This window comes from Campylobacter sp. IFREMER_LSEM_CL292 (genome assembly GCF_025771615.1).
Lineage (GTDB): Bacteria > Campylobacterota > Campylobacteria > Campylobacterales > Campylobacteraceae > Campylobacter_D > Campylobacter_D lari_D.
Genome location: NZ_JAKMQP010000003.1, coordinates 49442 through 75400, shown reverse-complemented (window position 1 = coordinate 75400; position 25959 = coordinate 49442). Strand labels below are relative to the sequence as shown.

Below are 25959 nucleotides of genomic sequence, written 5' to 3'. Positions count from 1 at the left end.
TAGTTCCTTTGTTAAATATAAGTTAGCATAGAAGCGTATTTTTCATTGCGTCCATAAACTATATCAAAATACGCATTTTGAAGCTTTGTCGTTAGCTCACCTCTTTTTCCATCTCCTATAATTCTTGCATCAATATTATTTATCGGAGTTATTTCTGCTGCAGTTCCTGTGAAAAATGCTTCATCAGCTACATAAACTTCATCTCTTGAAATTCTTTGACGCACTACACTTATGCCCAAATCATGTGCAATTTTTAAAACAGTATCTTGAGTGATACTTTTTAATGAAAAATCATTTGGTGGTGTGATTAGCTTATTATCTTTAATCATAAAAAAACACTCACCTGTTCCTTCTGCTACAAAACCTTCTTCATCGAGCATTAAGGCTTCCTCATATCCTGCTTCTATAGCTTCATATTTAGCCATTTGAGAATTTAAATAATTTGCACTTGCTTTTGCTTTACCTAAGCTAGATTTTACACTATTTCTAGCAAAAGAAGAAATTTTAACCTTAATACCTTTTTCTAAGCCTTCTTCGCCTAAATAAGCACCCCATTCCCAAGCAGCAATAGCTACCCTAACAGGAGCTTTAGCATGATAAACTCCCATAGTACCATCACCTAAAAAGATTAATGGTCGCAAATAGGTGTTATTTTGAAAATCATTTGCTCTTAAAAGTTCAACTTGTGCATTTTCAAGTTCTTCTTGAGAAAAAGGAGAATTAATTAAAGTAATTTTTGCAGACTCTAAAAGTCTTTTGGTGTGTTCTTTTAATCTAAAAATTGCTAAACCATTTTGTGTTTTATAAGCTCTTGTTCCTTCAAAAACTGCATTTGCATAATGTAATGAATGTGTTAAAACATGAATTTTTGCATCATCAAAATCAATGATTTTTCCATCCATCCAAATTTTTTTTGCCCTAATCATAACTAAGCCTTTTTGTTGAAAATAAAACTAATTTTATCAAAAATATACTAATAATTACTAGAATATAGTAAAATTATTATATTTGAAACAAGGAAAAATCATGCCAATTATAAATATCAAATTAGCTAAACCAGAATTTAGCAAAACACAAAAAGAAGAGTTAATAGCAGATATTACAGAACTTTTACATACAAAATACAACAAGCCAAAGCAAAATATAGTGATTATGTTAGAAGATATTGAGCCATATAATATTGCTTTTGGTGGCGAAAGTGTAGAAAAATTAAGATTGAAAGATAAAAAATGAAAGAATTGCAAATTGGTGATAAAGCTCCTGTGTTTGAACTTTTAAATCAAGATGGAGTTAAAATTTCTTTAAGTGATTTCTTGGGTAAAAAAATTATTTTGTATTTTTATCCAAAAGATAACACCCCAGGTTGTACCACACAAGCTTGTGAATTTAGTCAAAGTTATGAGGATTTTTTAGAGCAAAATGCTGTGATTATAGGTATTAGTCCAGATAGTGTTAAATCGCATGAAAATTTCATAAAAAAATATGATTTAAAACACACTTTATTAAGCGATAGTGAAAAAGAAATTTGTAAACTTTATGGTGCTTGGGGTTTAAAGAAAAATTATGGTAAAGAGTATGAAGGGCTTATAAGATCTACTTTTGTGATTGATGAAAATGGAAAAATCTTAAAAATTTATAAAAATGTAAAAGCTAAAGATCATGCTTTTAAGGTGTTAAAAGAATTATGCTAGTGCATATTTGCTGTAGCGTGGATAGCCATTATTTTATACAAGAATTAAGTAAAACCTATCCTGAAGAGAAAATCATTGGGTATTTTTATGACCCAAATATTCATCCATATAGTGAGCATGAACTTAGATTTTTAGATGTTAAACGCAGTTGTGATAAATTAGGCATTAAACTTTATAAAGGTGAATATGAGTATGAAAAATGGCTTGAGGGTGTAAAGGGTTATGAAGACGAGCCTGAAAAAGGCGCAAGATGTCAAATTTGTTTTGATTTTAGAATGCATAAAAGTGTTGAATTTGCTCAAAAAATTGGTGAAAAAAAACTTACAACAACCCTTTTAACATCCCCTAAAAAAGACTTAGAGCAGTTAAAATTAGCTTTACAAAAAGAATGCGATAAATTTGGTATAGAGTTTTTGGCACCTGATTTTAGAAAAAATGGAGGCACGCAAAGACAATTTGCCTTAGCTAAGCAAGATATGCTTTATCATCAAAATTATTGTGGGTGTATTTATGCACTTTCTAAACAAAAAGGCCAAAAAGCTTTTATAGATGAGCTTATGAGTCCTATAAATAAACAAATATTACCTTCAAGCATAGAAGAAAAGATAAAATTTTACAATCAAGTAAAAAAATTAGAAAAAAAGGGTGTTAAATTTGAAATTCAAAGAGAGAAATTTTTAAATTATCGCTTACTAAGAGCTTTGATAAAAGAAAACAAAAAAGCCATAAAAACTCATGTTTTATTTTATTCTCATTTTAAAAATTCTTACACTAAATTTAGTATTTTAGAAGAGGATTTAAAGTGCTATAAAAGCGTAAAGGATGAGATTAATTTATGGAGTTTTGATTATTTAAATAGTTTGTGCAAAATGCGATTTAAAAATTTTGAAGATTTTTTACAAAATCCTTTAAAAATAGAGCAAGAAATCAAAATAAGGCAAAAGCATTTTGGTGCTTATGATCTTTCGCCGGTGATTATTGTTGAAAATATCACAAAAGGCGCTTATGAATTTATAGCAAAAAGTGAAATTTATTTTGATAGTAAAGAAAAGATTGTGAAGTTATAAAACTTAACTAGTTTGTTAATATTTTTTTTGTAAAATCTGAATTTTGAATATATTTTAAGGCTAAATTTATGATAGATGTAATGCAAATTCAAAAAATTTTACCACATAGGTATCCATTTTTACTTGTAGATAAAATCGTAGAATTAAAAAATAAAGAAGTTGTTAGAGGTTATAAAAATATTAGTATAAGCGACCATGTTTTTATGGGACATTTTCCAGATCATCCAATTTACCCGGGTGTGTTAATTTTAGAAGGTATGGCACAAACTGGAGGGGTTTTAGCATTTGAAAGTATGGATGATAAGGTAGATCCAAGCACTAAAGTAGTGTATTTTACAGGTATTGATAATGCTAAATTTAGAAATCCAGTGCGTCCAGGTGATAGGCTTGATTATGAGATGAGTGTGGTGAAAAATCGTGGAAATATGTGGATTTTTCAAGGAAAAGCTTTTGTTGATGGACAATTGGTTGCAGAAGCTGAACTTAAAGCTATGATAGTAGATAAATGATGAGCAAAATTCATCCAAGTGCTGTTATAGAAGATGGAGCTATTATAGCAGATGGTGTTGTAGTAGAGGCCTATGCCTATGTTGGAAAAAATGCCAATATAGGTGCAAATACTATCATCAAACAAGGTGCAAGAATTTTACCTAATGTAAGCATAGGTGAAAATTCTAAAGTTTTTTCTTATGCCATAGTTGGAGATATCCCACAAGATATATCTTATAAAGATGAGATAAATTCAGGTGTTATTATAGGAAAAAATGCAGTTATTAGAGAATTTGTTACTATAAATTCAGGTACAGCTAAGGGCGATGGTTTTACAAGAATAGGTGATAATGCTTTTATAATGGCTTATTCTCATATTGCACATGATTGTTTGCTTGGAGATAATATTATTTTAGCAAATAATGCTACTTTAGCAGGTCATGTGGAACTTGGAGATTATACTGTGGTAGGTGGACTTACTCCAATACATCAGTTTGTTAAGGTAGGTGAGGGGTGTATGATAGCAGGTGCTAGTGCGCTTTCTCAAGATGTGGTGCCATTTTGCTTAGCTGAAGGAAATCGAGCAAGCATTAGAAGTTTAAATTTAGTAGGCATTAGAAGACGCTTTGATAAAGAAGAAGTGGATGTTTTAAGTAAGGCTTTTAAATTTTTATTCAGACAAGGAAATTTAAAAGATAATGCTTTAAGTTTGCTAGAAAATACTTCTAGTGAAAATGTGAAAAAAATGTGTAATTTTATCTTAGAAACAAAAAGAGGAATTCCTATATATAAGGAAAAAAGTCATGGTTAAAAGATGTAGTTTTTGCAATGAAATAGAAACAAGTGAAAGAAGAATTTTAGTAAATGATTATAATAATGCCTTTATATGTGAGTATTGTGCCGAAAGTGCTTGCAATATTTTCTTTGGAGAGGAAAAAGAATTAAAAAATAAAGAAGTTGATAAAGAAAATTTTAAAGATATTACTCCTAAGGAATTAAAAGCATATTTAGATAAATATGTTATCGGGCAAGATAGAGCTAAAAAAATCTTTAGTGTAGGGGTGTATAATCACTACAAAAGGCTTTTTAGATCTGACTTAGAAGATGATGATACAGAATTAGCAAAATCAAATATTTTATTAGTAGGCCCAACGGGAAGTGGAAAAACTTTACTGGCACAGACTTTAGCTAGATTTTTAGATGTTCCTATCGCAATTTGTGATGCGACTTCTTTAACTGAAGCAGGTTATGTGGGAGAAGATGTTGAAAATATCCTTACTCGTCTTTTGCAAGCTGCTGATGGAGATGTGCAAAGAGCACAAAAAGGGATTATATTTATCGATGAGATAGACAAAATCGCAAGAATGGGCGAAAATCGCTCCATTACAAGAGATGTAAGTGGTGAGGGCGTGCAACAAGCCTTACTCAAAATTATCGAAGGATCTTTGGTAAATATCCCACCAAAAGGCGGTAGAAAACACCCAAATCAAGACTTCATACAAATAGATACAACTAATATTTTATTTGTGTGTGGCGGGGCTTTTGATGGTATTAGTGATATTATTAAAAGAAAATTAGGCGATAATGTCATGGGCTTTTTTACTGATGATAAAAAAGATGAAAAAGAAGCTTTACTTCAAAGACTAGAGCCTGATGATTTGGTGCATTTTGGGCTTATTCCTGAACTTATAGGAAGATTGCATGTACTTGCTTCTTTAGAAGAGCTTGATGAAGAAAGCATGGTGCGTATTTTAACTGAGCCAAAAAATGCCATTATTAAGCAATATCAAAAACTTTTTGCTATTGACAATGTGGAATTAAAATTTGAAGATGAAGCGCTAAGAGAGATTGCTAAGCTTTCGCTAGAGCGTAAAACAGGCGCTAGAGGTTTAAGAAGTATTATTGAAGAAATGATGGTAGATTTGATGTTTGATTTGCCAGAGTATAATGGATATAGCATAGTAATTACTAAAGAAGTGATCAAAGAAGGTGCAAAACCTTTATTTATAAAAAATAAAAAAGTTAAAGGCTGAGAATGATTTTAGATCAAATAATTGGATTTTTTTCAAGCGATATGGGGATTGACTTAGGTACTGCAAATACTTTAGTTTTGGTAAAAGATAAAGGTATAGTGATTGATGAACCTTCGGTTGTTGCGGTAGAGCGTGAAAGATATGGTAGGGTTAAAATTTTAGCTGTTGGAAAAGAAGCTAAGGAAATGGTAGGAAAAACCCCAGGTAATATCGAAGCAATCCGTCCTATGAAAGATGGTGTGATTGCTGATTTTGATATGACTGAAAAAATGATCCGTTATTTTATAGAAAAAACTCATAGAAGAAAATCTTTTTTAAGACCTAGAATTATCATTTCAGTTCCTTATGGTTTAACTCAAGTTGAAAGAAAGGCAGTTAGAGAAAGTGCGTTAAGTGCGGGTGCTAGAGAAGTATTTTTGATAGAAGAGCCTATGGCAGCAGCTATTGGTGCAAATTTACCAATTAGAGAGCCTCAAGGGAGCTTGGTGGTAGATATTGGCGGTGGTACTACTGAAATTGGTGTTACTTCTTTGGGCGGTCTTGTGATTTCAAAATCTATCCGAACAGCTGGTGATAAGCTTGATACTAGTATAGTAAATTATGTAAAAGAAAAATACAATCTTGTCATAGGTGAAAGAACGGGCGAGGAAATCAAAATCGCAATAGGCTCAGCAGTTCAGCTTCCAAAAGAGCTTTCTATGGTAGTTAAAGGACGCGATCAAGTAACAGGATTGTTAAATAGAATAGAGTTAACAAGTGAAGATGTAAGAGAGGCTATGCGTGAGCATTTAAAAGAAATTGCTGATGCATTAAAAATCGTTCTTGAAATGATGCCGCCTGATCTTGCAGCTGATATTGTTGAAAATGGTGTTGTTTTAACAGGAGGCGGAGCTTTAATACGCGGTCTTGATAAATATTTATCTGAAATTGTAAAACTTCCAGTATATGTAGCTGATGAGCCACTTTTAGCAGTAGCAAAAGGCACAGGTAAAGCTTTGGAAGAAATTTCTTTATTGCACCAACTAACGAATGAAGAGTAAAATTCTTAGTGTTTTAATTTTATCTTTTTTAGTGTTTGTTTCGTTTTATTATGGAGATATAATAAAACGAAATGTTTTAGATTTAAATATTGCTATTGTTAATCAGTTTTCTCAAAGCATTAATCTTTTAAAAGATAAATTTAATGAGCATTTTAATCAAGCTCAAGAAATTAAAAAATTAAGAGAAAGAAATGCTGAGCTTGAAAAAAACAATATCTATATGAAAAACTTTGCCAATGAATTAAACAATATTTTAAGTGATAAAAATTCAAGTTTTTATTATCCTAATGTTAGTTTAGTTAAGGCAACTTCTTATGCTCAAATTAGCGATTATCATAAGGTTTGGCTTGATGTGGATTATAAAGGAAAAATTAAAGGCTTAATTTATAATGGCTATACAGCAGGCATAGTTATAGAAAAAAATGGTAGAGCTTTGGGACTTTTACAAGGTGATGAAGAGTGTATTTTTTCCGTATATATAGGTAAGGAACAAGCACCAGGTATAGCTCATGGTAGAAATGATTATGTTTTAGTTAAATATATTCCTAAATGGCTTGAACTTAAAATGGGCGATAAGGTTTATACAAGTGGCTTAGATGAGATTTTCTTTTCAGGAATTCCAGTAGGCGAAATTTTTAAAATAGAAGAAGAAGGTGCCTATCAAAATGCATATGTTAAACCTTATGTAAAAATGAAAGTACCAAGTTATTTTTATATGGTAGAAAATTTTTAATAAAAAGTTATTTATTTTAGTTGATATAAATTATTATTTACTATTAAATATTAGAATTATCTCCGAATTTTAAAAATTTAGGAGATTAAATGAAAAAATATATCAGTAGTTGTTTAGCTTTTTGCTGTTTAAGTGGTGCTATTTATGCAAATGAAGTGGAATATGATGCACAAAAAATAGCAGATATTTTTTATCAACTTAATGCTGATCCTAAAAATCCAAAAGCAAAAGTTAATCATGCAAAAGGCTTTTGTGCTATGGGAACTTTTGAGCCAGCTTTGTCTATTAATAAAGAAGTTGATGTGCCTTTGTTAACACAAAAAAGTTTGCCAATCCAAGTAAGATATTCTTTGGGTGGAGCTTTTAAAGATGATAAAAGCAAAACAAGAGGTATGGCTATTAGAATTACTGATCCTAAAGATTCTGCTTCTTGGACTATGGTTATGCTAAATACAGAAATAAATTTCGCAAAAAATCCTAAAGAATTCGGTCAGTTTTTTGAAATGAGACTTCCTGTAAATGGTAAAGTCGATCAAGAAAAAATAAGCAAGATGATGCAAGAGGTTGATTCTTATAGAAATTTTGCTGCATATACTGATAAAATTGGCATTAGTAAAAGTGTAGCAAATACTCCATTTTTTAGTATTCATACTTTTTATTTTAAACAAGCAAACGGAGAAAACTATTTACCAGCAAGATGGAAATTAGTTCCAAGTGAAGGTGTGGCATATTTAAATGAAGCACAAATGAAAAGTGCGAGTAGTGATTTTTTAAAAGAAGATTTTCAAAATCGTGTAAAAGCTAATAAGCCGGTTGAGTATAAAATGTATTTAGTATATGCAAATAAAAATGATATTACCAATGAAACAACGGCTTTATGGAGTGGTAAGCACAAAGAAAGTTTAGTTGGGACTTTTAAGGTTAATGCCTTGAGCGATGAAGATTGTAATTTTGATGTATATTTTCCTTCGGATGTACCTCAAGGGGTTAATCCACCACAAGATCCTTTATTTGATGTAAGAAATGAAGCTTATGCTATAACTTTTGGTAAGCGTCAATAAAATTTAGCTCTTTAAGAGCTAAATTCTTTGTTAAATTCAACTTCTAAAAAACTTATATTTGTTATAATTTGGCTAAAAATTTAGCTTAGGAAAATACATGCCAAAAAGAACAGATATAAAAAATATATTATTAATAGGCAGTGGGCCTATCATTATAGGTCAAGCTTGTGAGTTTGATTACTCAGGAACTCAAGCGGCAAAAACTTTAAAAGAGCTAGGTTATAGAGTAGTTTTGATCAATTCTAATCCGGCTACGATTATGACAGATCCTGAATTTGCTGATGCAACTTATATAGAACCAATTACCAAAGAAAGTATTCTAAGTATTATCAAAAAAGAAAAAATCGATGCGATTTTACCTACTATGGGTGGCCAAGTTGCTTTGAATGTTGCTATGGAAGTTTATGAAAGTGGCGAGCTTGCAGATGTAAAATTTTTAGGTGCAAATCCTGAAGCGATTAAAAAAGGCGAAGACAGACAAGTTTTTAAAGAATGTATGAAAAAAATCGGCATGGATTTACCAAAATCTATGTATGCGTATAATTATGAAGAGGCTTTAAAAGCTGTTGATGAGATTGGTTTTCCTTTGATGATTAGAGCTTCTTTTACCTTAGGTGGTGCAGGAAGTGGCGTGGTGTATAATATGGATGAGTTTGCAGAACTTGCAAATACTGCTTTAGCGCTAAGCCCTATCCATGAAATTTTAATCGAAGAAAGCTTACTTGGTTGGAAAGAATACGAAATGGAGGTCATTAGAGATAAAAATGACAATTGTATTATCGTTTGCTCTATTGAAAATGTCGATCCTATGGGAGTTCATACAGGCGATTCTATTACTATAGCTCCTGCTTTAACTTTGACTGATAAAGAATACCAAGCGATGCGTAATGCTTCTTTTGCTATTTTAAGAGAAATTGGAGTAGATACAGGTGGATCAAATGTGCAATTTGCTATCAATCCAACTAATGGTAGAATGATAGTTATTGAAATGAATCCTAGGGTTTCAAGATCTTCAGCCCTAGCTAGTAAAGCTACGGGCTATCCTATAGCTAAGGTAGCTACGCTTTTAGCAGTTGGATTTAGTTTAGATGAGATTAAAAATGATATCACAGGAACTCCTGCTTCATTTGAACCGGTAATTGATTATATCGTAACTAAAATTCCTCGTTTTACTTTTGAAAAATTCCCAAATGCAAGCACAGAGCTTGGCACTGCTATGAAAAGCGTGGGTGAGGTTATGGCTATAGGGAGAACTTTTAAAGAAAGCATTCAAAAAGCACTTTGCTCACTTGAGAGAAATTTAAGTGGGTTTGATACTATAGAATGTGATAAAAATGAGCTTTTAGCAAAAATTCGCCAAGCTAATGAAAAACGCTTGCTTTATATAGCACAAGCTTTTAGAGAAGGTTTTAGCACACAAGAGCTTTTTGAGCTTTGCAAAATAGATCCTTGGTTTTTAAACCAAATCAAAGAAATAGTGGAATTTGAAAATCAAATAGATATGGATATTTTAAGTAATAAGCAACTATTAAGAAAAGCTAAAACCTTAGGTTTTTCAGATAAAAAAATTGCTAGCTTAATTAATCAAAAAGATAATCTTGAGTTAAGCCAAAATGATATTTATTATGCAAGAATTAAACACAAAATCATCGCTCAATATAGTGAAGTAGATACTTGTGCAGGAGAATTTGAAGCACTGACCCCGTATTTATACTCAAGTATTAATACAAATGAAGCTACGCAAGTAAAAGAAAGTAAAGATAAAAAAGATAAAAAAGTGATGATTATAGGTGGTGGACCAAACCGCATAGGACAAGGCATTGAGTTTGATTATGCTTGCGTGCATGCTTCTTTTGCTCTAAAAGATATGGGCGTAAAAACTATAATGTATAATTGTAACCCAGAAACGGTTTCAACAGATTATGATACAAGCGATATTTTGTATTTTGAGCCAATTGATTTTGAGCATTTAAGAGCAGTTATTGATAGAGAAAAACCCGATGGAGTGATAGTGCATTTTGGTGGTCAAACTCCGCTTAAATTTGCAAAACGCCTTAGTGCTTTTGGGGCAAAGATTATAGGAACAAGTGCAAGGGTAATAGATTTAGCTGAAGATAGAAAGAAATTTGCTAAATTTATTGAAGATCTAGGTATAAATCAACCTAAAAATGGCACAGCTATAAGTGTAGAAGAAGCGATTATAAAAGCAAATGAGATAGGTTATCCTGTGCTTGTTAGACCAAGTTATGTTTTGGGTGGTCGTGCAATGCGTGTAGTGCATGATGAGAGTGAGCTTAGACTTTATATGCAAGAAGCAGTAGATGTGAGTGATAAATCTCCGGTATTAATTGATCAATTCTTAGACAATGCAACTGAGCTTGATGTAGATGCGATAAGTGATGGAAAAGAAGTTTATGTAGCAGGTATTATGGAGCATATTGAAGAAGCAGGAATTCACTCAGGCGATAGCGCTTGCTCTTTACCTGCTGTAAATATTGATGAAGCTATGCTTGAAATGATTGAGCAAAAAACAAAAGATATTGCTTTAAATTTAGGTGTAGTAGGACTTTTAAATATACAATTTGCTATTTATGATAATAAACTTTATATGATAGAAGTAAATCCAAGAGCTAGTAGAACCGTGCCTTTTGTGAGTAAGGCTACAGGAATTCCTTTAGCTAAGGTTGCAACACGCGTGATGTGGCAAGGAAATTTAAGAGAAAGCTTGAAATTTTATGACACCTTTAAAGTGGTAGAGGAAAAAAACGGAATTTTAAGAGCTAAAAAGCCAAAACATATTAGTGTAAAATCAGTGGTATTTCCTTTTGCTAAACTTAGCGGAAGCGATCTTGAGCTTGGACCTGAAATGCGCTCAACCGGTGAAGTTATGGGGGTAAGTAAAGACTTTGATAACTCTTATGCAAAAAGCCAACTTGCTTCTTCAAATTTCTTACCAGAAAGTGGTAATGTGTTTTTATCACTAAGAGAGCAAGATAAAAAATATGCAGTAGATTTAGCTAATGAGTATATTAAGCTAGGATTTAAAATCATTGCTACGAGTGGAACTTATAAAGTTTTACAAGAAGCGGGCTTGGAGTGTGAGTTTGTGCATAAAATTTCTGAAGGACGCCCGAATGTAGAGGATAAATTAAAAAATTCTCAAATTCAACTTGCTATAAATACTAGCGATGAGCATAGTTTTAAAGGCGACACTAAAAAAATTAGAGCAAATATTTTACGCTTTAAAATCCCATATTTTACAAATCTAAGAGCAGCTTATGCGGGGATTAAAGCTATCAAAGCTATACAAAATAAATCATGTCTTGAAGTAAAGAGCTTACAAGAATACTTAAAAACATGATTTATCTTGCTCAAACTGATACAACAGCAGGGTTTTTAAGTAAGGACTTAAAAGCCCTTAATACTTTAAAAAAAAGGCCCTTAAAGCAAGATTGTTTGATTACCACAGCTAAATTTAGTGAGCTTAAAAAACTTACAAGAGTGCCAAATCATTTTAAAAATACTATTAGAAAATCCAAAAAAACTACTTTTTTATATCCTAATTCTAAAGCAATACGCGTTGTGAAAGATTGCACTCATGAGGAATTTTTAAAAAAGTTTGATTGGCTTTATTCTACTTCTGCAAACATTCATGGAAAAAAATTTGATCTAAATTGGGCTATGCAAAATGCAGATAAAATAATAGATGAAAAGTTTTTTGAAAGTGGAGCCTCAAAGATTTTTAAACTTCGAGGCATTAAAAAAGTTAAACTGCGTTAATTTCCAAGCGGCCAAAATACTTTTGGCTCTTCGCCGATTTTTGCTTGTCCATGATACATTCCAAGTTTATCTTTAGTCCAAGCATAACCAACTTTTCCATTTTTATCTATTGAAATAATTCCGCCTGTACCACCAAGTTTTGCAACTTGTTTGATAGTTTCTTGGGCTGCTTTTTGCACTGAAAGTTTTTTGTATTTATACAAAGATGCAACTTCATGAGCTGCAGCTACTCTTATGTAAATATCACCTGTTCCTGTGCAAGAAATTGCTACTGAGTCATTATTTGCATAATTTCCTGCTCCTATGATAGGAGAATCCCCAATGCGTCCTGTCATTTTATTTGTAGTGCCACCTGTGCTTGTACCTGCTGCTAGGTTGCCGTTTTTATCTAAAGCTATTGCACCTACTGTGCCTAAATATGGCTCGGTGCTTACACCAAGATGAGCTTTTGCCTTATCACTATCTAATAAAACTTCCTTGCTTTTTTTAGCTTCTTGAAGTTGTTTGTATCTGTGCTCTGTAAAAAAGTATTTTTGTCCTACTATTTCTAAGCCATGTTTTTTGGCTAATTTATCAGCACCCTCGCCCGCTATTAAAGTATGGGGTGTTTTTTCCATAACAAGTCTTGCTGCTTCTATAGGGTTTTTAATCGTCCTAGCCATAGCAACTGCGCCTGCTTTTAAATTTTTTCCATCCATTATAGATGCATCAAGCTCATTAAATCCATCAGAGGTAAAAACAGCACCTTTCCCAGCATTAAATTCAGGACTATCTTCCATTACTTTAATAGCGGCTATAACTGCATCAACCGAGCTTCCTCCTTTTTCAAGTATGCTTTGACCTGCTTTTAAAGATTCTTTCATTACCTTTTCTCTTTTGGCAAATTCTTCTTTGGTAAGTCCTAAGCCACTTGTTCCACCATGTATAACGATGATAGGTTCAAAATCTTTTGCAAAGACATTATTGCTTAGTAAAAATATTAAACTAGTTAATGTCAATAAAATTCTTTTACTACAGGTTAAAAATTTCATTATTTACTCCTTTTTTAAAATTATTTATTATATTTAATAAAAATTAAATATAACTAAAATTTAATTAATAAATGAGTATTTTTAGGACAAAAATTCTACTTTTTATTTTTATAGGTGTTATTTTTGAAAAATTTTTTAGAAATTAATTAAAATGTTTTTATATTTATTGCAAAATTAGGAGGTATTTTAATGTTTAAAACTATTGTAGCTAAGAAAATATCATTTTTCACAGCTTTGATTTTGGTTGTTGGATTTGGTATTTTTGTTGGACTAAATTATTATTCGTCTAAAACGGATATTCTTCAAAGTATTGTAAGTGGAAAGCAAGAAAGTGTTAAAAATGGAAAAAATTTTTCAGATTTATACTTCAATACTAAGATAGAGAATATTAAAAAAATCGCTGCAAATATTATTGAACATAAAAATGTAAGTGAGGAATATATTGGTTCTTTTTTAGAAAAGATGTTTGGTTTTTATTCTTTTAATGCTATTTATGTTGGGTATGAAAAAGATGGTAGCTTAATTGATGTAGATATTAATTCTAAAGGAAAACATTTTATTTTAAATCAAGAAAAAGATGGTTTTGATGCTAGAGAACGCGTGTGGTATCAAAATGCAAAAAATAAAAATAAGGTAAGCATTTCAGAACCTTTTTTAGATGTCGTAACTAAAAAAATAGCTTTGTCAGTGTCAATTCCGATTGTTATTGATGGGAAATTTTATGGAGTTTTAGCAGGTGAGTTTTTTCTAGATGATATACGCAATGCTTTTGGAAGATTAAAAACTACTGCAAGTAATAATGTGTTTTTAATCAATGAAAGAAAGGAAATGATAGCTCATTCTTCTGCTAATATAGATTTTTATGAAGACAATGAAGTTAAAGAAGTGTTAAAAATTTTTGTTAATGTTGCAAGTGTAACTCCAAATGAAACTACTGATTTGATTTTGTATAAACTTAAAGGTCAAGAACGCTTAGCTGTATGTATTATGGGAGAAAATTCTTTAACTTTGTGTTCTTCTAATGCTTTGAGTGATTATGATGAGGTTTTAAACGGACTTTTAATTACCCAAGTTATATTTGGTGTGATTTTTGTCCTTGTTATTATCGTTATTTTGGGCGGTATGATAGAGCATTTTCTTAAGAAAATTATATTTATTAAAGAAGCTTTAGAAGATTTTTTTGAAAGTTTAAACTACAAAGGCGATATGAAGGATATAGATTTAAATATCAAAGGAAATGATGAATTTGCTATTATTGGTAAAGAAATCAATAATGGTATAAAAAATATCCAAAAGAATTTAAAACAAGACAAGAAGGCTGTGTTTGAAAGTGTTCAAAAGTTGAAAGAGATAGAGCTTGGAGATTTATCTGTTAGAATTGATAATGATCCTATAAATCCTCAACTAATAGAGTTAAAAAATGTATTAAATGAATTGCTTGATATTTTAGAAGAGAAAATAGGATCAAACATCAACGAGCTTGATAGAGTGCTTGAAAGTTATAAGGCTTTAGATTTTTCAACACAGGTTGAAAATGCAAAAGGAAGTGTAGAAATAACAACAAATGTTTTAGGTTCAGAAATCAAAAAGATGTTGATTTCTTCTTCTAAATTTGCACATAAACTAACTATACAATGTGAAAAACTAGAAGAATTTATGCAAAAACTTGTTGATGGAACTTATTCTCAATCAAATTCTTTGGAAAAATCCATAAAAGCAGTAGAGCAAATAAACATTTCTATGCAAAATGTTGGAGGTAAAACTACAGAGGTTGTTTCTCAAGCTGAAAATATTAAAGAAGTAGTAAATGTGATCAAGGACATAGCAGAACAAACAAATTTATTAGCATTAAATGCTGCCATAGAAGCTGCTCGTGCGGGCGAACATGGCAGAGGTTTTGCTGTGGTTGCTGATGAGGTGCGTCATTTGGCTGAAAAGACAGAAAGAAGTTTAGGCGAGATAGAAGCTAATGTAAATATTTTAGTTCAAAGCGTTAATGATGTTTCTATATCAATGCATGAACAAACTCAAAGTATTTCACAAATCAATGATGCGATAATTCAACTAGAAGATGTCACAAAAGAAAATGTAAAAATAGCTAATTTTACTAATGAAACTACTAAAGAAGTAGGGGATATTTCTCAAGATATATTAAAAGAGGTAGAAAGTAAGAAAATTTAATACCAAGGAGCTTATTATTTTGTAATTTTGGTTATAATTTGCACTTTTAAAAAAAAGGTAGATTATGATTGAAAGAACAAAAATAAGCTCTAATTTTGGTTGGTTTATGGTAATTTTAGGTGGTTTGGTTGAGTGTTTTTGGGTAAGTGGTTTAAAATACTCTACTGAAATTTGGCATTATGCTTTAACAGCCATTGGAGTTTGTATATCTTTTACATGTTTTTTAAAAGCTTGTGAAAGACTTGAAGTAAGTATTGCTTATAGTGTTTTTGTAGGTATTGGCACGGTTGGAGTGGTGCTTAATGAGATGTTTATTTTCAATGAGCCAAGCTCTATTACCAAGCTTACTTTAATAGCCATTTTGCTTTTAAGTATCATAGGCCTTAAAATCATTAGCAAGGAAGCTAAGTAATGGAATGGTTTTTTTTATTTTTAGCGACCGCTTTTGAAATTTTTGGTGTGATTATCATGAAACAACTTGTAAGCACTAAAAATAAGCTTTATCTTTTAGCTTTGATAGTGTGTTTTGCTTTTTCATTTGGATTTTTAAGCCTTAGCATGCAAAGTATTGCTATGAGTGTGGCTTATTCTATATGGACAGGAGCTGGAACTGCAGGCGGGGTTATCATAGGGGTGCTTTTTTATAAAGAAAGCAAAAGCTTTTTAAAGCTTCTTTTGATCGCTCTTATCATTGCTTGCACCGTGGGTTTAAAAATACTTTCATAGGTTTAAAATGAAAATATACATTAGTGGTATAGACACAGATGTTGGTAAAACTTATCTAAGTGCTAGAATTTGTAAAGAATTGGGTTTTGATTATTTTAAGCTTATTCAAGCAGGTATGCCAAAAGATAGCGAGGTAGTAGCTGAGTTTAGCCTAAAAACTAAGATTTTCAAAGAAGGTGTGTTTTTAAAAACCCCTGCTTCCCCGCACAAAGGTAGGATTTTAGAGAATTTAAATTATAAAGCTTTTGATATACAAATTCCACAAAGTGAAAAACTCATTATCGAGCTAGCTGGCGGGCTTTTTTCGCCCCTTGATGATGAAAAAACAATGATTGATTATATGAGTGCGTTTAAGCACCCTACGATTTTAGTCGCAAAAGACTATCTAGGAAGTATCAATCACACGCTTTTAAGCATAGAAGCACTAAAACAAAGAGATATTAAAATCCTTGCTTTAATCTTAAAAACTCAAGATACTTTTAGCAAGGATTTTATAAGCAATTACGCTAAAATTCCTATCATAGAATTTGATGATAAAGTGTGCGAAAAACTTTCAAAAATCCTTGAAAATTTCTCTTAAAGACTGCATGACATAATTAATTTCATCTTCATTTATAACATATGGTGGCATGAAGTAAATTGTATTTCCAAGTGGTCTTAAAAGCAATCCTTTTTCTAAGGCTCTTTGAAAGACTTCAAGTCCTGCTCTTTGATATTTGCTTTTTTGTATATCAAATGCACTTACCATGCCTAAATTTCTAAAATTTCCTAAAAAGTCAAATTCTTTTAAACTTTCCCATTGAGTTTTTATAAAAGCACTTTTGATTTTATTTTTTGCGATGATATTTTCTTTTTCAAAAATATCCAAAGTCGCATTAGCCGCTGCACAAGCTAGGGCATTACCCGTGTAAGAGTGAGAGTGTAAAAAGGCCTTTTGGCTCTCATAGCTATCATAAAATTTCTCATAAATTTCATCTTTAGTAAGCACCACTGAAAGTGGTAAATACCCACCCGTGATAGCTTTAGAAAGACATATATAATCAATACTTTGTGAGCAATAATCAAGCGCAAACATTTCCCCTGTGCGTCCAAAACCTGTGGCTATCTCATCAAATATCACTTGCACGCCATAATCTTTAGCAAGTTTAACTGCCTCATCTAAATACCCAAGCTCGTACATATGCATATTGCCCGCACATTGAAGTAAAGGCTCAAGTATAAAAGCACAAATTTCATGATGATGATTTTTTAAAATGCTTTCTAGAATTTCGAGTTCTTTTGTATAGTTTTTACTTGTTGGTACAGGCGTTGTGATACTTTTTAAAAGTAAAGGCTCATAGGTTTTTTTATAAAGTGCTACATCGCCAATGCTTAATGCACCTAGGGTTTCTCCATGGTAAGAATTGCTAAGCGATAAAAATTTATCCTTTTTAGAGCCATTGTTTAAGTGGTATTGAAAGCTCATTTTTAAAGCCACTTCTATGGCTGAACTACCATTGTCTGCAAAAAAGCATTTATCAAAAGGTAAAAGCTTGCAAAGTCTTTGAGAAAGCTTTATGATAGGCTCATGTGAAAAGCCTGCAAGCAAGACATGCTCTAAATTTTGAAGTTGATCTTTGGTTTTTTCATTGATGTATTCATTACAATGACCAAAGATATTTACCCACCAAGAGCTAATGCAGTCTATGTAGGATTTTTCATCAAAATCATACAAATACATTCCCTTAGCCTTTTTTATAGGTATTAAAGGTAAAAACTCATGATCGCTCATTTGCGTGCAAGGGTGCCAAATGTGTTTTAAGTCTAGTTCTTTTAAATTCATTTTTACTTCTTTGATTTTTATTACTAATGATACTACAATTTTTACTCAAATTTATGCTTTAAAATGAAAAAGGATTATTTAGAAAATATTTATATAATTAGTTTTTTATCTTAAATTTGGAGATAAAGTATGAAAAAAGTTTTGATTATCTTAGCGATTTTATTTTTAAATTTTGCATACACACAAGATAAAGATTTGCTTGTTGTCATTGAAAAAGCATTCAACGCTACGCAATATGGAGATGATATGAAAAAATATCAAAAAGATTGCATAGAAAATAAAAAAGGCTGCTCTGCTCTCGGATTTATGTATAAAATATATGAAAATTACCCTAAAGCAGTGGAATTTTATAAAAGAGCTTGCGACCTAAATGAAGGTAGCGGTTGTTTTGGACTTGCAATTTTATATGAAACCGGAGAAGGTGTTAAAATGAATGGTTTGATGGCTGAAAAATTTTATAGCAAAGCTTGTTCTTTAAATAGTTTTTACGCTTGTGTTCACCTTGGAGCTTTATATGAGAAAGGACAAATTGTCGGTAAAAATAATTTTAAAGCTGTAGAACTTTATAGAAAAGCTTGCGATATGAACCATAAAGAAGGATGCAATAGTCTTGGTTTTATGTATGAAAATGGCAAAGGCGTTAGAAAAGATATTTCTAAAGCTTTAGAATATTTTGGCAAGGCTTGTGATTTAAAAAGCGATGAGGGTTGTGAAAACTACGCAAGGCTTAAACAATAATGCAAATTGCACAAATTTTAGATGAGTTAAAACAACAAGATAATTTTAGAATTCTACGCTCATTAAAACATGAGGAAAAATATGTTATTTATAATGAGCAAAAATTGCTGAATTTAGCGAGCAATGATTATTTAAATTTAAGTAATGAAAAAGCATTAAAGCAAGACTTTTTAACACATTTAAAAGAATTTGAATTTTCTAGTTCAAGTTCAAGAAGCTTGAGTGGAAATTATGCGATTTTTGATGAATTTGAAAGCTTTTTAGAAGCTAAGTTAGGCAGAAAAATCTTGCATTTTAATAATGGCTATGCCTTAAATGTTAGCTGTTTGCAAGCTTTAGCAAGCATTAAAAATACTTTATTTTTAGCAGATAAGCAAGTACATGCAAGTATTATTGATGGTTTAAGGCTTGGCGGAGCTAAATTTATAAGATTTAAACACAATGATATAAAGCATTTACAAAGCTTAGTGCAGAAGCATTATAAAGAATTTGAAAATATCATCATCATAAGTGAAGCGCTATTTAGTATGGATGGAGATTTTGCGCCTATAAAAGAATTCATAAATTTAAAAAAAGAGTTTAAAAATATCAAAATTTACATTGATGAAGCTCATAGCATAGGTTGTTTTGGAGATGATGGTTTGGGTTATGTGAGATTTTTGGGCTTGGAAAAGGAAGTGGATTTTTTAGTTTTTACCTTTGGTAAGGCCATAGCTTCCATGGGAGCTTGTATGATAAGTGATGAAAAAGATTTTTTTATCAACAAAGCAAGGGCCTTTATATACTCAACTGCCATTGCGCCTATCAATGTAGCTTGGACTTTGCATGTTTTTAAGCATTTGCATGAATTTAGCGCTCAAAGAAAAAAGCTTTTAGAATTAAGCACTTGGTTTAAAAATGCTTTAGCAAGTAAAGGTGCAGTTTTAGGCGAGGCTTATGTGATATCTTTTATTTTAGGGCAAAATGCACTAGCTAGTGAAATTTCACAAAAGCTTTTAGAAAATGGTATTTTTGCACCTGCTATTAAAGAGCCAACCGTAGCTAAAAATACAGCTAGAATTCGCTTTTCTTTGCATACTGGTTTAGTGAAAAAAGACTTAAAAAAGGTTTTGGAGGTATTTTGAAAACTCATTTTTTACATGAAAATGCAAATTCATCTGAGTTGATTTTATTTTTTTCAGGGTTTTGCTCGCATTTTAGCCATTTTACGCATTTAAAAAGTGATGTAAATGTTTTAATGGTGTATGATTATACGAGTTTTGGTTGGGAATTTGATCTTAATAAATTTGAAAAAATCACTCTTGTTGGCTTTTCTATGGGAGTTTGTGTGGCGAGTAAAATTTTAAAAGATATGAAATTTGATAAAAAAATAGCCATAAATGGCACAAATTTACCTATAAATGATGAATTTGGGATTAAAAAAGCCATTTTTAAACTTACGATAAAAAGATTTGCTTTAGAGGATTTTAAAGCAAATTTGCTTGAAAAAAGAATGAATTTAAGTGATGAATTTTACTTTGAAAAAAACGAGTATTTAAAAGCAGAACTTTTAAGTTTATATGAGTTTTGCACTAAAAACTTAAATGAAAATTTCACTTGGGATAAAGCCATAATTAGCAAAGAGGATAAAATCTTTCCACCAAAGCATGTTTTAAATTTTTTCAAAGAAAAGGCAATGTTTATCGATGAGCCGCATTTTGCATTTTTTAAATACCACACTTGGGAAGAGCTTTGCAAACTTTCATAAGAGCAAAAGATACTTATAGCGCAAATACACCAGTGCAAAAAGACATGGTTAAAGAGCTTTGTAAAATGCTTAGTGAGAATGATTTGAGCGATTTTAAAGCGGTATTTGAGTTTGGCTGTGGAGTAGGGGTTTTTAGTAAGGCTTTGCAAGAGTGTATTAAATTTAAGCATTATTTTTTAAATGATATTTATCCTTTTGAAAATCCTTGTAAGTTTGATGAATTTGGTGTTTTTGATATGAATGAACTTAAAAATCATCATTTTTATACGAAAAAATTTGATCTTATAGCTTCCAATGCTTGTATGCAGTGGCTAAAGATAGATGAGCTTTTAGAAAATTTTGCAAGCATGCTAAATAAAAATGGGATTTTGCTTTTTTCTACTTTTGGAGAAAAAAATTTCACTCAAATAAAACAAAGCACTAATTTATCACTTGAGTATTTAACTTTAGAGCAAATTAGGCAAAAGCTTTCTAAAAATTTTAAGATCATAAAAACAAAAGAAGAGTTAAAAGAGTTAAAATTTGATCATACTTTGGAACTTTTTAGGCATTTGAAATTAAGCGGAGTAAATGCTTTGAGTGATAAATTTTTTATAAGCAAGGCATTTTTAAAAAACTATGAAAAAGAATTTCAAAATACCTTGACTTATCATCCTTTATTTTTTCTAGTTAGAAAACTATAATCGCTAATGTTTTAAGTAAAATGGATAGGTAAAAAATATCAAATGGATTAAATTTAATCCATAGTGAAACAATACGCTCATCCATAAGCTTTTTGAGTGTTTATAAGCTAAGCCATAAATCACGCCTGCAACACTAGCAAATACAATCATCAAAACACCGCTTTTATAATGCACTAATCCAAAAGCTATGCTTGCGATTAATAAAGCAAGATTGGGGTGAATAAATTGTGTAAGTCTTTGTTGGAGATAACCTCTAAAAAAAGCTTCTTCTACTAAAGCAACTAACAAAAGATTTGAAAATAAAAAATATAAAATCCATGATGGTATGCTTATTTCTAGTTTGATAACACCCAAATACCAAGGCACGCACAGCAAAAGAATAGGAGATAAAAGCAATAAGCTCCATTTTAGCACTGAAGCTTTGGTGTAGTTTGTGTTTTTAAATAAAATAGGAAAAAGTATAAAAAGTATAAAAACCCCTAGTGGCTTGTCAATACTAAAGTAAAGATTAAAAGGTGCGCTATTTGTGCTTGCATAAACTTGATCTAAAACTTTGATGTTATTTACACCAGGGATAAAATGAAGAAATAAAGCTAAAGCATAGATAAATAATGCTATTTCTAATATGAAAATTTTTTTATACTGATACAATATAGCCGTTATAAAAACTAATACATTAATCACTATAAAAGTTATATCTATAATTTTAAATACATATCCCAACAAGACTGAAAAGAGTAAAAAAATATACGAAATTTTGACTTTATCAAATGAAAGCAATATCAAAGAAATAGCCAAAAAAAGATGAGTGCTTAAAGCTAACATATAAAATCCTTGTTTATAATTGATCTAGATATAGTTTTACTACTTCTTCTCTTAGGTAAAGCTTTTTTAAATCATTTACATTTATATATTTAAGACAAAAGCGTAAATTTTGTTACTTTTTATAAAACCTACAATTTGTCTATATTGTTTTAAATTCCAGTTTGTGTTTTCACTTAGCTTGATGATATTTATAATTTTTATCTTTGTAGTGAAAAATTTATTATTATCTTTTATAATACCTTTATTGAGTGTAATTAAGATATTAAAAATTTTAAAGTAGAAGCAGATAAAATGCATTTTATTTGTTTTTTTAAAATCGTTTTATTTTCTTTTTCATGAAAAAATTTTTCAATTCTTGTTGATCTCTTATAGCAATGTTTTCTTTGATGATTTTAAATCCTGCTTTTAAAAAGAAATTTTTAGCGCTAAGACTAGCAAAAGTATAAATTTCACTATAAGGGTAGTTTTTAAGAGCAAATTCTAATAAAGCTTTACCATAACCTTGATGAGCATAGTTTGTATGAGTAAAGCAAAGATCGAGTGTTTTTTCTTCTAAATTTATACTTATAAAAGATATAATTTGGCCTTTGTCTTCATAAATAAAACCTAGTTGATTTTGAAATTTTTCTTCCCAAGCTTTTTGGTTTATATTAATCCAAGCACGAATTTGTTCTTTTGTATAATCATTTTTACAAAGAATGGATACGCTTTGCTTAAAAAGCTTGATACAAGGAGCTAAGTCTTTTATATCAAGCTTTCTTATCAAGCACTTTCCTTAAAGCCAAAGAAGCTAGAGCAAGTCCAAAAGAAGCTGTTACACCCATAAATGAGCCAAGATCTTTACAATGGGCTTCTTCATCTGAAAATACCACATCAAAATCCCCTTTAAAGCCCGATTTTCTAAGTTCATAGCGGAATTTTTTAGCTAAAGCATCGCCATGTGTTTTAAATATGCTTGTCGTTTTAATACGTGTTGGATCAAGCTTTCTAGCTCCACCGGTTGATGAGATAAAAATTTGCTTTTTCAAATCAAGTAAATTAGCCAAAGCAACCTTAGCAGGTATATCATCGATCGCATCGATGATAAGATCAAATTCACTCAAATTAAAACTTTTCAAAAACTCATCATCGATTTTACTGACTATACCTTTAGCATTGTAAATACGCTCAAAAACCTTAGCTTTTTCTTCGCCTATATTTTCACTATGAAGCTGGCGGTTTTGATTAGTAGTTTCAAATTTATCCGCATCAATTAAAGTTAGATTACTAAAGCCACTTCTAAAAAGCGCATCAACACAAATTCCACCAACTCCACCAAGCCCACAAACTAAAACTTTAGTGTTTTGAATTTTGATAAAATTTTCTTCATTAATAAGCCATTTTATACGCGTGTATCTATCCATTTTTCATCCATTTTTTGAGATTTTTCATTTGTTTATAAGCTGTTAGATCAAGCATTATAGGGGTTATTGTGGCATAGCCTTGTTTTAAAAGTGCTATGTCTGAATCTTTTTCATTTTCATGATCAAGATTAGCAGCAGCTAGCCAGTAGTATTCTACACCTCTTGGATTTGTATTTGAGTGTGCTTTATAGCTATAAATTCTTTTACCTGCTTTGCAAATTTTTAAGCCTTGAAAGGCTGTTTTGCTAGAAGGAAAGTTGATATTTAAAAATTCTTTTTTATCTAAAGGAAAGCCTTTTTCAAAGATATTTTTGACTATTTTTTTAGTAAGTTTTAAAGCAAGTTTATAATCAAGCTCTTTTTGATTATCTTTGTAAAATTGCGATAAAGCAATGGCGGGAATTCCATGAAGTACTGCTTCCATAGCACCTGCGCAAGTTCCTGAGTAGGTTATATCCTCGCCTACATTAGCACCTTTGTTAATTCCACTTATGACAAGATCAGGCAAACGCTTTTTATATAAAGCATGTAAAGCTAGATAAATACAATCTGCAGGCGTGCCATCATCAAGCTTGTAAAATCTTTTACCAACCTTATGAAATCTCAAAGGCTTAGTTAGTGTTATGGAGTGTGAGCATGCTGATTTTTCACTAGCAGGAGCTACTATGGTAATTTTAGCTTTAAAATGCTTTCTTAGCATTTTTATAAGCTTTTTTAAACCCTCACTTTCATAGCCATCATCGTTTGTTATTAAAATTTCTTTCATGTTTTTTCCTTTTTTTAAATTCTAACACAAGTAATACAATATTTTTTTATTACTAAATTGTTTTTTCATTTTTTAAATATTAAAATTATAGTTTTGATTAATTTTTTAAAGGAAAGAATGATGTCAAAACTTTTACTTTTTAGTGCTTCTGGCTATAAAGATAGTGCTTATTTAAGTCATACTAGAGAATTTATAGATGATTTTTTAAAAGAAAATTCCATGAAAGATGAAGAAATTCTTTTTATACCTTATGCGGGTGTTAGAAGGACTTATGATGCTTATGAAGCTAAGGTAAAAGAAGGCTTGAAAAAAGATAATATCAAATCATTACACCATTTTGAAAATTTAAAAGAAGCGATTTTAAATGCAAGGGTTTTTTTAGTAGGTGGTGGCAATAGTTTTATGCTTTTGCATAAATTATATGAAAATGATTTGCTTGAAGTGTTAAAAGAGCGTATTGAAAAAGGGGCTTGTTATATAAGTTGGAGTGCAGGCTCAAACATAGCAGGTCTTAGCATAAAAACAACTAATGATATGCCTATTGTTATGCCAAAAAGTTTTGATAGTTTAGGGGTTTTTCCTTGTCAAATCAACCCACATTTTATTGGCGGGAAAATTCCTGGATACAACGGAGAAAGTAGAGAAGAGCGTTTGGAAGAGTTTTTATTAACTAATCCAAAAGACATTGTTTATGCTATACCGGAGGGTTCTGCATTAAAAGTGCAAGATGATAGCTTAAAAATCATAGGTTATCATGATGTGTTAAAGCTAAGTCATCCTTTTAATGTAGAATATTTAAAAGTCAATCAAATAACTAAAATCTAAAGGAGAAAAATGCAAACTTTTTATCTTTTAGCTGCGATTTTTGGTATTGTGGCTGTGGTTTATTTGCTTATTAAAAAAGTAGAAACAAAAACAGCTTTAATTAGTGTTGGTTTTATTTTATGTTTGATTTCACTTAAGCCCATTGAAGCTTTGAGTGCTTTTACGCATGCTATGGTGCAACCTGCCTTGATTAAGGCAATTTGTGCGAGTATGGGTTTTGCTTTTGTGATGAAAGTGACTAAATGCGATAAACATTTGGTTAGATTACTTACAACACCTTTGAAAAATGTAGGATTTTTCTTAATCCCACTTGCTTTTATGGTGACTTTTTTTATCGCTATAGCTATACCTTCAGCGGCAGGATGTTCAGCTGCAGTTGGTGCGACTTTAATACCGCTTTTAATGGCTTCGGGTATAAAACCTGCCATGGCAGCAGCAACAGTGCTTTGTGGAACTATAGGAGGAATTTTAAGTCCAGGTGTTTCTCATACGGCTTTGATTTCTGAAATTTCAGGGAAAAATATACAAGAAATTGTTTTAACTCAAACTCCAAATGCATTAACAGCAGGAGTGATAGTGATGATTTCTTTGATGATTATGGCAGTGATTTTTAAAGATTATCAAAAAGGGCAAGTTTTTGAAGTGGCTAATCAAAACAAGACTGAAGATAATATTGAAAAAGTAAATGTATTTTATGCGCTTATGCCTTTAGTGCCTTTGATTGTACTAATCATAGGCGCAAGTCCTTTAAATGATTATGAGTTTTTAACATGGACAAAACAAGTTGGAGTTGCTGAAGCTATGCTTTTAGGGGCGATTATAGCTTTGGTGGTAACTATGAGTAAGCCTGATAATATTTTTAAAGAGTTTTTCAATGGCATGGGAAAATCTTATGCAGAGATTATAGGGATTATCATAGCTGCTAGTGTTTTTGTTGCGGGTTTAAAAGCATGCGGTGTAATTGATATTATCATAGAATGGCTTAAAAATGAACAGCATTATGTGCGTTTTGGTGGAACTTTTATACCATTTTTAATGGCTATGATTACAGGTAGCGGTGATGCTGCTGCTATGGCATTTAACAAGGCTGTAACTATTCATGCTCAAGATCTTGGTTTTGATCAAGTTAAACTTGGTACTGCAGTGGCAATGTCAGCAGTGCTTGGAAGATACCTTTCGCCTATTTTAGGAGCTTGTATCATCGTTTCAGCTATAGCCGGGGTTAGTCCTTTAGAAATTGTTAAAAGAACTGCTTTAGGTTGTGTTGTTTCGGTGGTTGTAATTGCTTTTGTGTTATTATAATTTTAAGCCTTAAAAG

Annotated in this window: 28 protein-coding genes and 2 pseudogenes; 22 read left to right on the top strand and 8 right to left on the bottom strand. The window is 31.1% G+C overall.

Features of this window, described 5'->3' with window-relative positions; translation table 11 throughout:
• Window positions 1-11 precede the first annotated feature (11 nt).
• Window positions 12-926 carry a branched-chain-amino-acid transaminase gene (ilvE, locus tag L8T82_RS03065; RefSeq protein WP_133319507.1) on the bottom strand — a complete coding sequence of 305 codons (915 nt, stop codon included), beginning with the start codon at window positions 924-926 and terminating at the stop codon, window positions 12-14.
• A gap of 100 nt (window positions 927-1026) precedes the next feature.
• Between ilvE and L8T82_RS03060 the strand changes: the two genes are divergently transcribed.
• From L8T82_RS03060 to L8T82_RS03010, 11 genes are all read left to right on the top strand, one after another.
• Window positions 1027-1233, top strand: coding sequence for a tautomerase family protein (locus L8T82_RS03060; RefSeq protein WP_133319508.1), 207 nt, complete (start codon window positions 1027-1029; stop codon window positions 1231-1233).
• Window positions 1230-1691: a thioredoxin-dependent thiol peroxidase gene (gene bcp / locus L8T82_RS03055; RefSeq protein ID WP_133319509.1), complete on the top strand. Its 462-nt coding sequence runs from the start codon at window positions 1230-1232 to the stop codon at window positions 1689-1691. The genes L8T82_RS03060 and bcp overlap by 4 nt, the downstream gene beginning before the upstream one ends.
• Entirely contained in the window at window positions 1685-2758 is a 1074-nt protein-coding gene (locus L8T82_RS03050) for an epoxyqueuosine reductase QueH (protein ID WP_263725839.1), read from the top strand. Before bcp ends, L8T82_RS03050 begins: the two co-directional genes overlap by 7 nt.
• Before the next feature lie 68 nt (window positions 2759-2826).
• On the top strand, window positions 2827-3267 hold the full coding sequence (gene fabZ, locus L8T82_RS03045; protein ID WP_039619275.1) for a 3-hydroxyacyl-ACP dehydratase FabZ: 441 nt from the start codon (window positions 2827-2829) through the stop codon (window positions 3265-3267).
• Window positions 3267-4058: an acyl-ACP--UDP-N-acetylglucosamine O-acyltransferase gene (lpxA, locus tag L8T82_RS03040; protein WP_263666638.1), complete on the top strand. Its 792-nt coding sequence runs from the start codon at window positions 3267-3269 to the stop codon at window positions 4056-4058. The genes fabZ and lpxA overlap by 1 nt, the downstream gene beginning before the upstream one ends.
• The gene (gene clpX, locus L8T82_RS03035) at window positions 4051-5280 is read left to right on the top strand and encodes an ATP-dependent Clp protease ATP-binding subunit ClpX (RefSeq protein ID WP_039619273.1); all 1230 of its coding nucleotides are present in this window, start codon (window positions 4051-4053) and stop codon (window positions 5278-5280) included. The genes lpxA and clpX overlap by 8 nt, the downstream gene beginning before the upstream one ends.
• 2 nt (window positions 5281-5282) lie before the next feature.
• Entirely contained in the window at window positions 5283-6320 is a 1038-nt protein-coding gene (locus tag L8T82_RS03030) for a rod shape-determining protein (RefSeq protein ID WP_012662095.1), read from the top strand.
• Window positions 6310-7053: a rod shape-determining protein MreC gene (mreC, locus tag L8T82_RS03025; RefSeq protein WP_133319511.1), complete on the top strand. Its 744-nt coding sequence runs from the start codon at window positions 6310-6312 to the stop codon at window positions 7051-7053. Before L8T82_RS03030 ends, mreC begins: the two co-directional genes overlap by 11 nt.
• An 89-nt stretch (window positions 7054-7142) precedes the next feature.
• The gene (locus L8T82_RS03020; protein WP_263660462.1) at window positions 7143-8114 is read left to right on the top strand and encodes a catalase; all 972 of its coding nucleotides are present in this window, start codon (window positions 7143-7145) and stop codon (window positions 8112-8114) included.
• Between the two features lie 97 nt (window positions 8115-8211).
• On the top strand, window positions 8212-11475 hold the full coding sequence (carB, locus tag L8T82_RS03015; RefSeq protein WP_263725838.1) for a carbamoyl-phosphate synthase large subunit: 3264 nt from the start codon (window positions 8212-8214) through the stop codon (window positions 11473-11475).
• Window positions 11472-11894, top strand: a complete 423-nt coding sequence (locus L8T82_RS03010) for a Sua5 YciO YrdC YwlC family protein (protein WP_263665489.1) — start codon at window positions 11472-11474, stop codon at window positions 11892-11894. The genes carB and L8T82_RS03010 overlap by 4 nt, the downstream gene beginning before the upstream one ends.
• Here the strand turns inward: L8T82_RS03010 and L8T82_RS03005 are convergent.
• A complete protein-coding gene (locus tag L8T82_RS03005) occupies window positions 11891-12925 on the bottom strand; it encodes an isoaspartyl peptidase/L-asparaginase family protein (protein WP_263659513.1) in 1035 nt (344 codons plus the stop codon). The genes L8T82_RS03010 and L8T82_RS03005 overlap by 4 nt on opposite strands.
• 189 nt (window positions 12926-13114) lie before the next feature.
• On the opposite strand from L8T82_RS03005, the pseudogene L8T82_RS08035 reads away from it, so the two are divergent.
• The 5 genes and pseudogenes from L8T82_RS08035 to bioD form a co-directional block, all read left to right on the top strand.
• A pseudogene (locus tag L8T82_RS08035) lies at window positions 13115-13888 on the top strand (cache domain-containing protein); the annotation flags it as partial.
• Between the two features lie 24 nt (window positions 13889-13912).
• The gene (locus tag L8T82_RS08030) at window positions 13913-15106 is read left to right on the top strand and encodes a methyl-accepting chemotaxis protein (RefSeq protein WP_404842198.1); all 1194 of its coding nucleotides are present in this window, start codon (window positions 13913-13915) and stop codon (window positions 15104-15106) included.
• Between the two features lie 64 nt (window positions 15107-15170).
• A complete protein-coding gene (locus L8T82_RS02990; RefSeq protein WP_087699708.1) occupies window positions 15171-15518 on the top strand; it encodes a DMT family transporter in 348 nt (115 codons plus the stop codon).
• Window positions 15518-15832: a DMT family transporter gene (locus L8T82_RS02985; RefSeq protein ID WP_220566562.1), complete on the top strand. Its 315-nt coding sequence runs from the start codon at window positions 15518-15520 to the stop codon at window positions 15830-15832. The genes L8T82_RS02990 and L8T82_RS02985 overlap by 1 nt, the downstream gene beginning before the upstream one ends.
• 7 nt (window positions 15833-15839) lie before the next feature.
• Window positions 15840-16412, top strand: a complete 573-nt coding sequence (gene bioD / locus L8T82_RS02980) for a dethiobiotin synthase (RefSeq protein ID WP_263725837.1) — start codon at window positions 15840-15842, stop codon at window positions 16410-16412.
• Here the strand turns inward: bioD and L8T82_RS02975 are convergent.
• Window positions 16386-17654: an adenosylmethionine--8-amino-7-oxononanoate transaminase gene (locus L8T82_RS02975; RefSeq protein ID WP_263725836.1), complete on the bottom strand. Its 1269-nt coding sequence runs from the start codon at window positions 17652-17654 to the stop codon at window positions 16386-16388. The genes bioD and L8T82_RS02975 overlap by 27 nt on opposite strands.
• Before the next feature lie 129 nt (window positions 17655-17783).
• Here L8T82_RS02975 and L8T82_RS02970 point away from each other — a divergent pair, with 129 nt between their 5' ends.
• The 4 genes from L8T82_RS02970 to L8T82_RS02955 are packed head-to-tail and all read left to right on the top strand — an operon-like array spanning window position 17784 to window position 20822.
• The gene (locus L8T82_RS02970; protein WP_263725835.1) at window positions 17784-18392 is read left to right on the top strand and encodes a tetratricopeptide repeat protein; all 609 of its coding nucleotides are present in this window, start codon (window positions 17784-17786) and stop codon (window positions 18390-18392) included.
• Window positions 18392-19516 (top strand): aminotransferase class I/II-fold pyridoxal phosphate-dependent enzyme, encoded by a 1125-nt coding sequence (locus tag L8T82_RS02965; protein WP_263725834.1) that lies wholly within the window; start codon window positions 18392-18394, stop codon window positions 19514-19516. The genes L8T82_RS02970 and L8T82_RS02965 overlap by 1 nt, the downstream gene beginning before the upstream one ends.
• Window positions 19513-20139 carry a pimeloyl-ACP methyl esterase BioG family protein gene (locus L8T82_RS02960; protein ID WP_263725833.1) on the top strand — a complete coding sequence of 209 codons (627 nt, stop codon included), beginning with the start codon at window positions 19513-19515 and terminating at the stop codon, window positions 20137-20139. Before L8T82_RS02965 ends, L8T82_RS02960 begins: the two co-directional genes overlap by 4 nt.
• A complete protein-coding gene (locus L8T82_RS02955) occupies window positions 20124-20822 on the top strand; it encodes a methyltransferase domain-containing protein (RefSeq protein ID WP_263659508.1) in 699 nt (232 codons plus the stop codon). Before L8T82_RS02960 ends, L8T82_RS02955 begins: the two co-directional genes overlap by 16 nt.
• A gap of 3 nt (window positions 20823-20825) precedes the next feature.
• Here L8T82_RS02955 and L8T82_RS02950 read toward each other — a convergent pair whose 3' ends face one another.
• The 5 genes and pseudogenes from L8T82_RS02950 to surE form a co-directional block, all read right to left on the bottom strand.
• Entirely contained in the window at window positions 20826-21647 is an 822-nt protein-coding gene (locus L8T82_RS02950; protein ID WP_263661492.1) for a CPBP family intramembrane glutamic endopeptidase, read from the bottom strand.
• A gap of 13 nt (window positions 21648-21660) precedes the next feature.
• Window positions 21661-21968 (bottom strand): annotated as a pseudogene (locus L8T82_RS02945) (hypothetical protein); the annotation flags it as partial.
• Entirely contained in the window at window positions 21958-22413 is a 456-nt protein-coding gene (locus L8T82_RS02940; protein WP_263725832.1) for a GNAT family N-acetyltransferase, read from the bottom strand. The gene L8T82_RS02940 and the pseudogene L8T82_RS02945, both read right to left, overlap by 11 nt.
• Window positions 22397-23050 (bottom strand): ThiF family adenylyltransferase, encoded by a 654-nt coding sequence (locus L8T82_RS02935; protein ID WP_220566570.1) that lies wholly within the window; start codon window positions 23048-23050, stop codon window positions 22397-22399. The genes L8T82_RS02940 and L8T82_RS02935 overlap by 17 nt, the downstream gene beginning before the upstream one ends.
• Window positions 23043-23816: a 5'/3'-nucleotidase SurE gene (gene surE / locus L8T82_RS02930; RefSeq protein ID WP_133319525.1), complete on the bottom strand. Its 774-nt coding sequence runs from the start codon at window positions 23814-23816 to the stop codon at window positions 23043-23045. The genes L8T82_RS02935 and surE overlap by 8 nt, the downstream gene beginning before the upstream one ends.
• Window positions 23817-23936: 120 nt before the next feature.
• Here surE and pepE point away from each other — a divergent pair, with 120 nt between their 5' ends.
• Together pepE and dcuC are read left to right on the top strand one after the other, a co-directional pair.
• Window positions 23937-24641 carry a dipeptidase PepE gene (gene pepE, locus L8T82_RS02925; RefSeq protein WP_263725831.1) on the top strand — a complete coding sequence of 235 codons (705 nt, stop codon included), beginning with the start codon at window positions 23937-23939 and terminating at the stop codon, window positions 24639-24641.
• A gap of 9 nt (window positions 24642-24650) precedes the next feature.
• Window positions 24651-25943 carry a C4-dicarboxylate transporter DcuC gene (gene dcuC, locus L8T82_RS02920; RefSeq protein ID WP_220566573.1) on the top strand — a complete coding sequence of 431 codons (1293 nt, stop codon included), beginning with the start codon at window positions 24651-24653 and terminating at the stop codon, window positions 25941-25943.
• Window positions 25944-25959 lie beyond the last annotated feature (16 nt).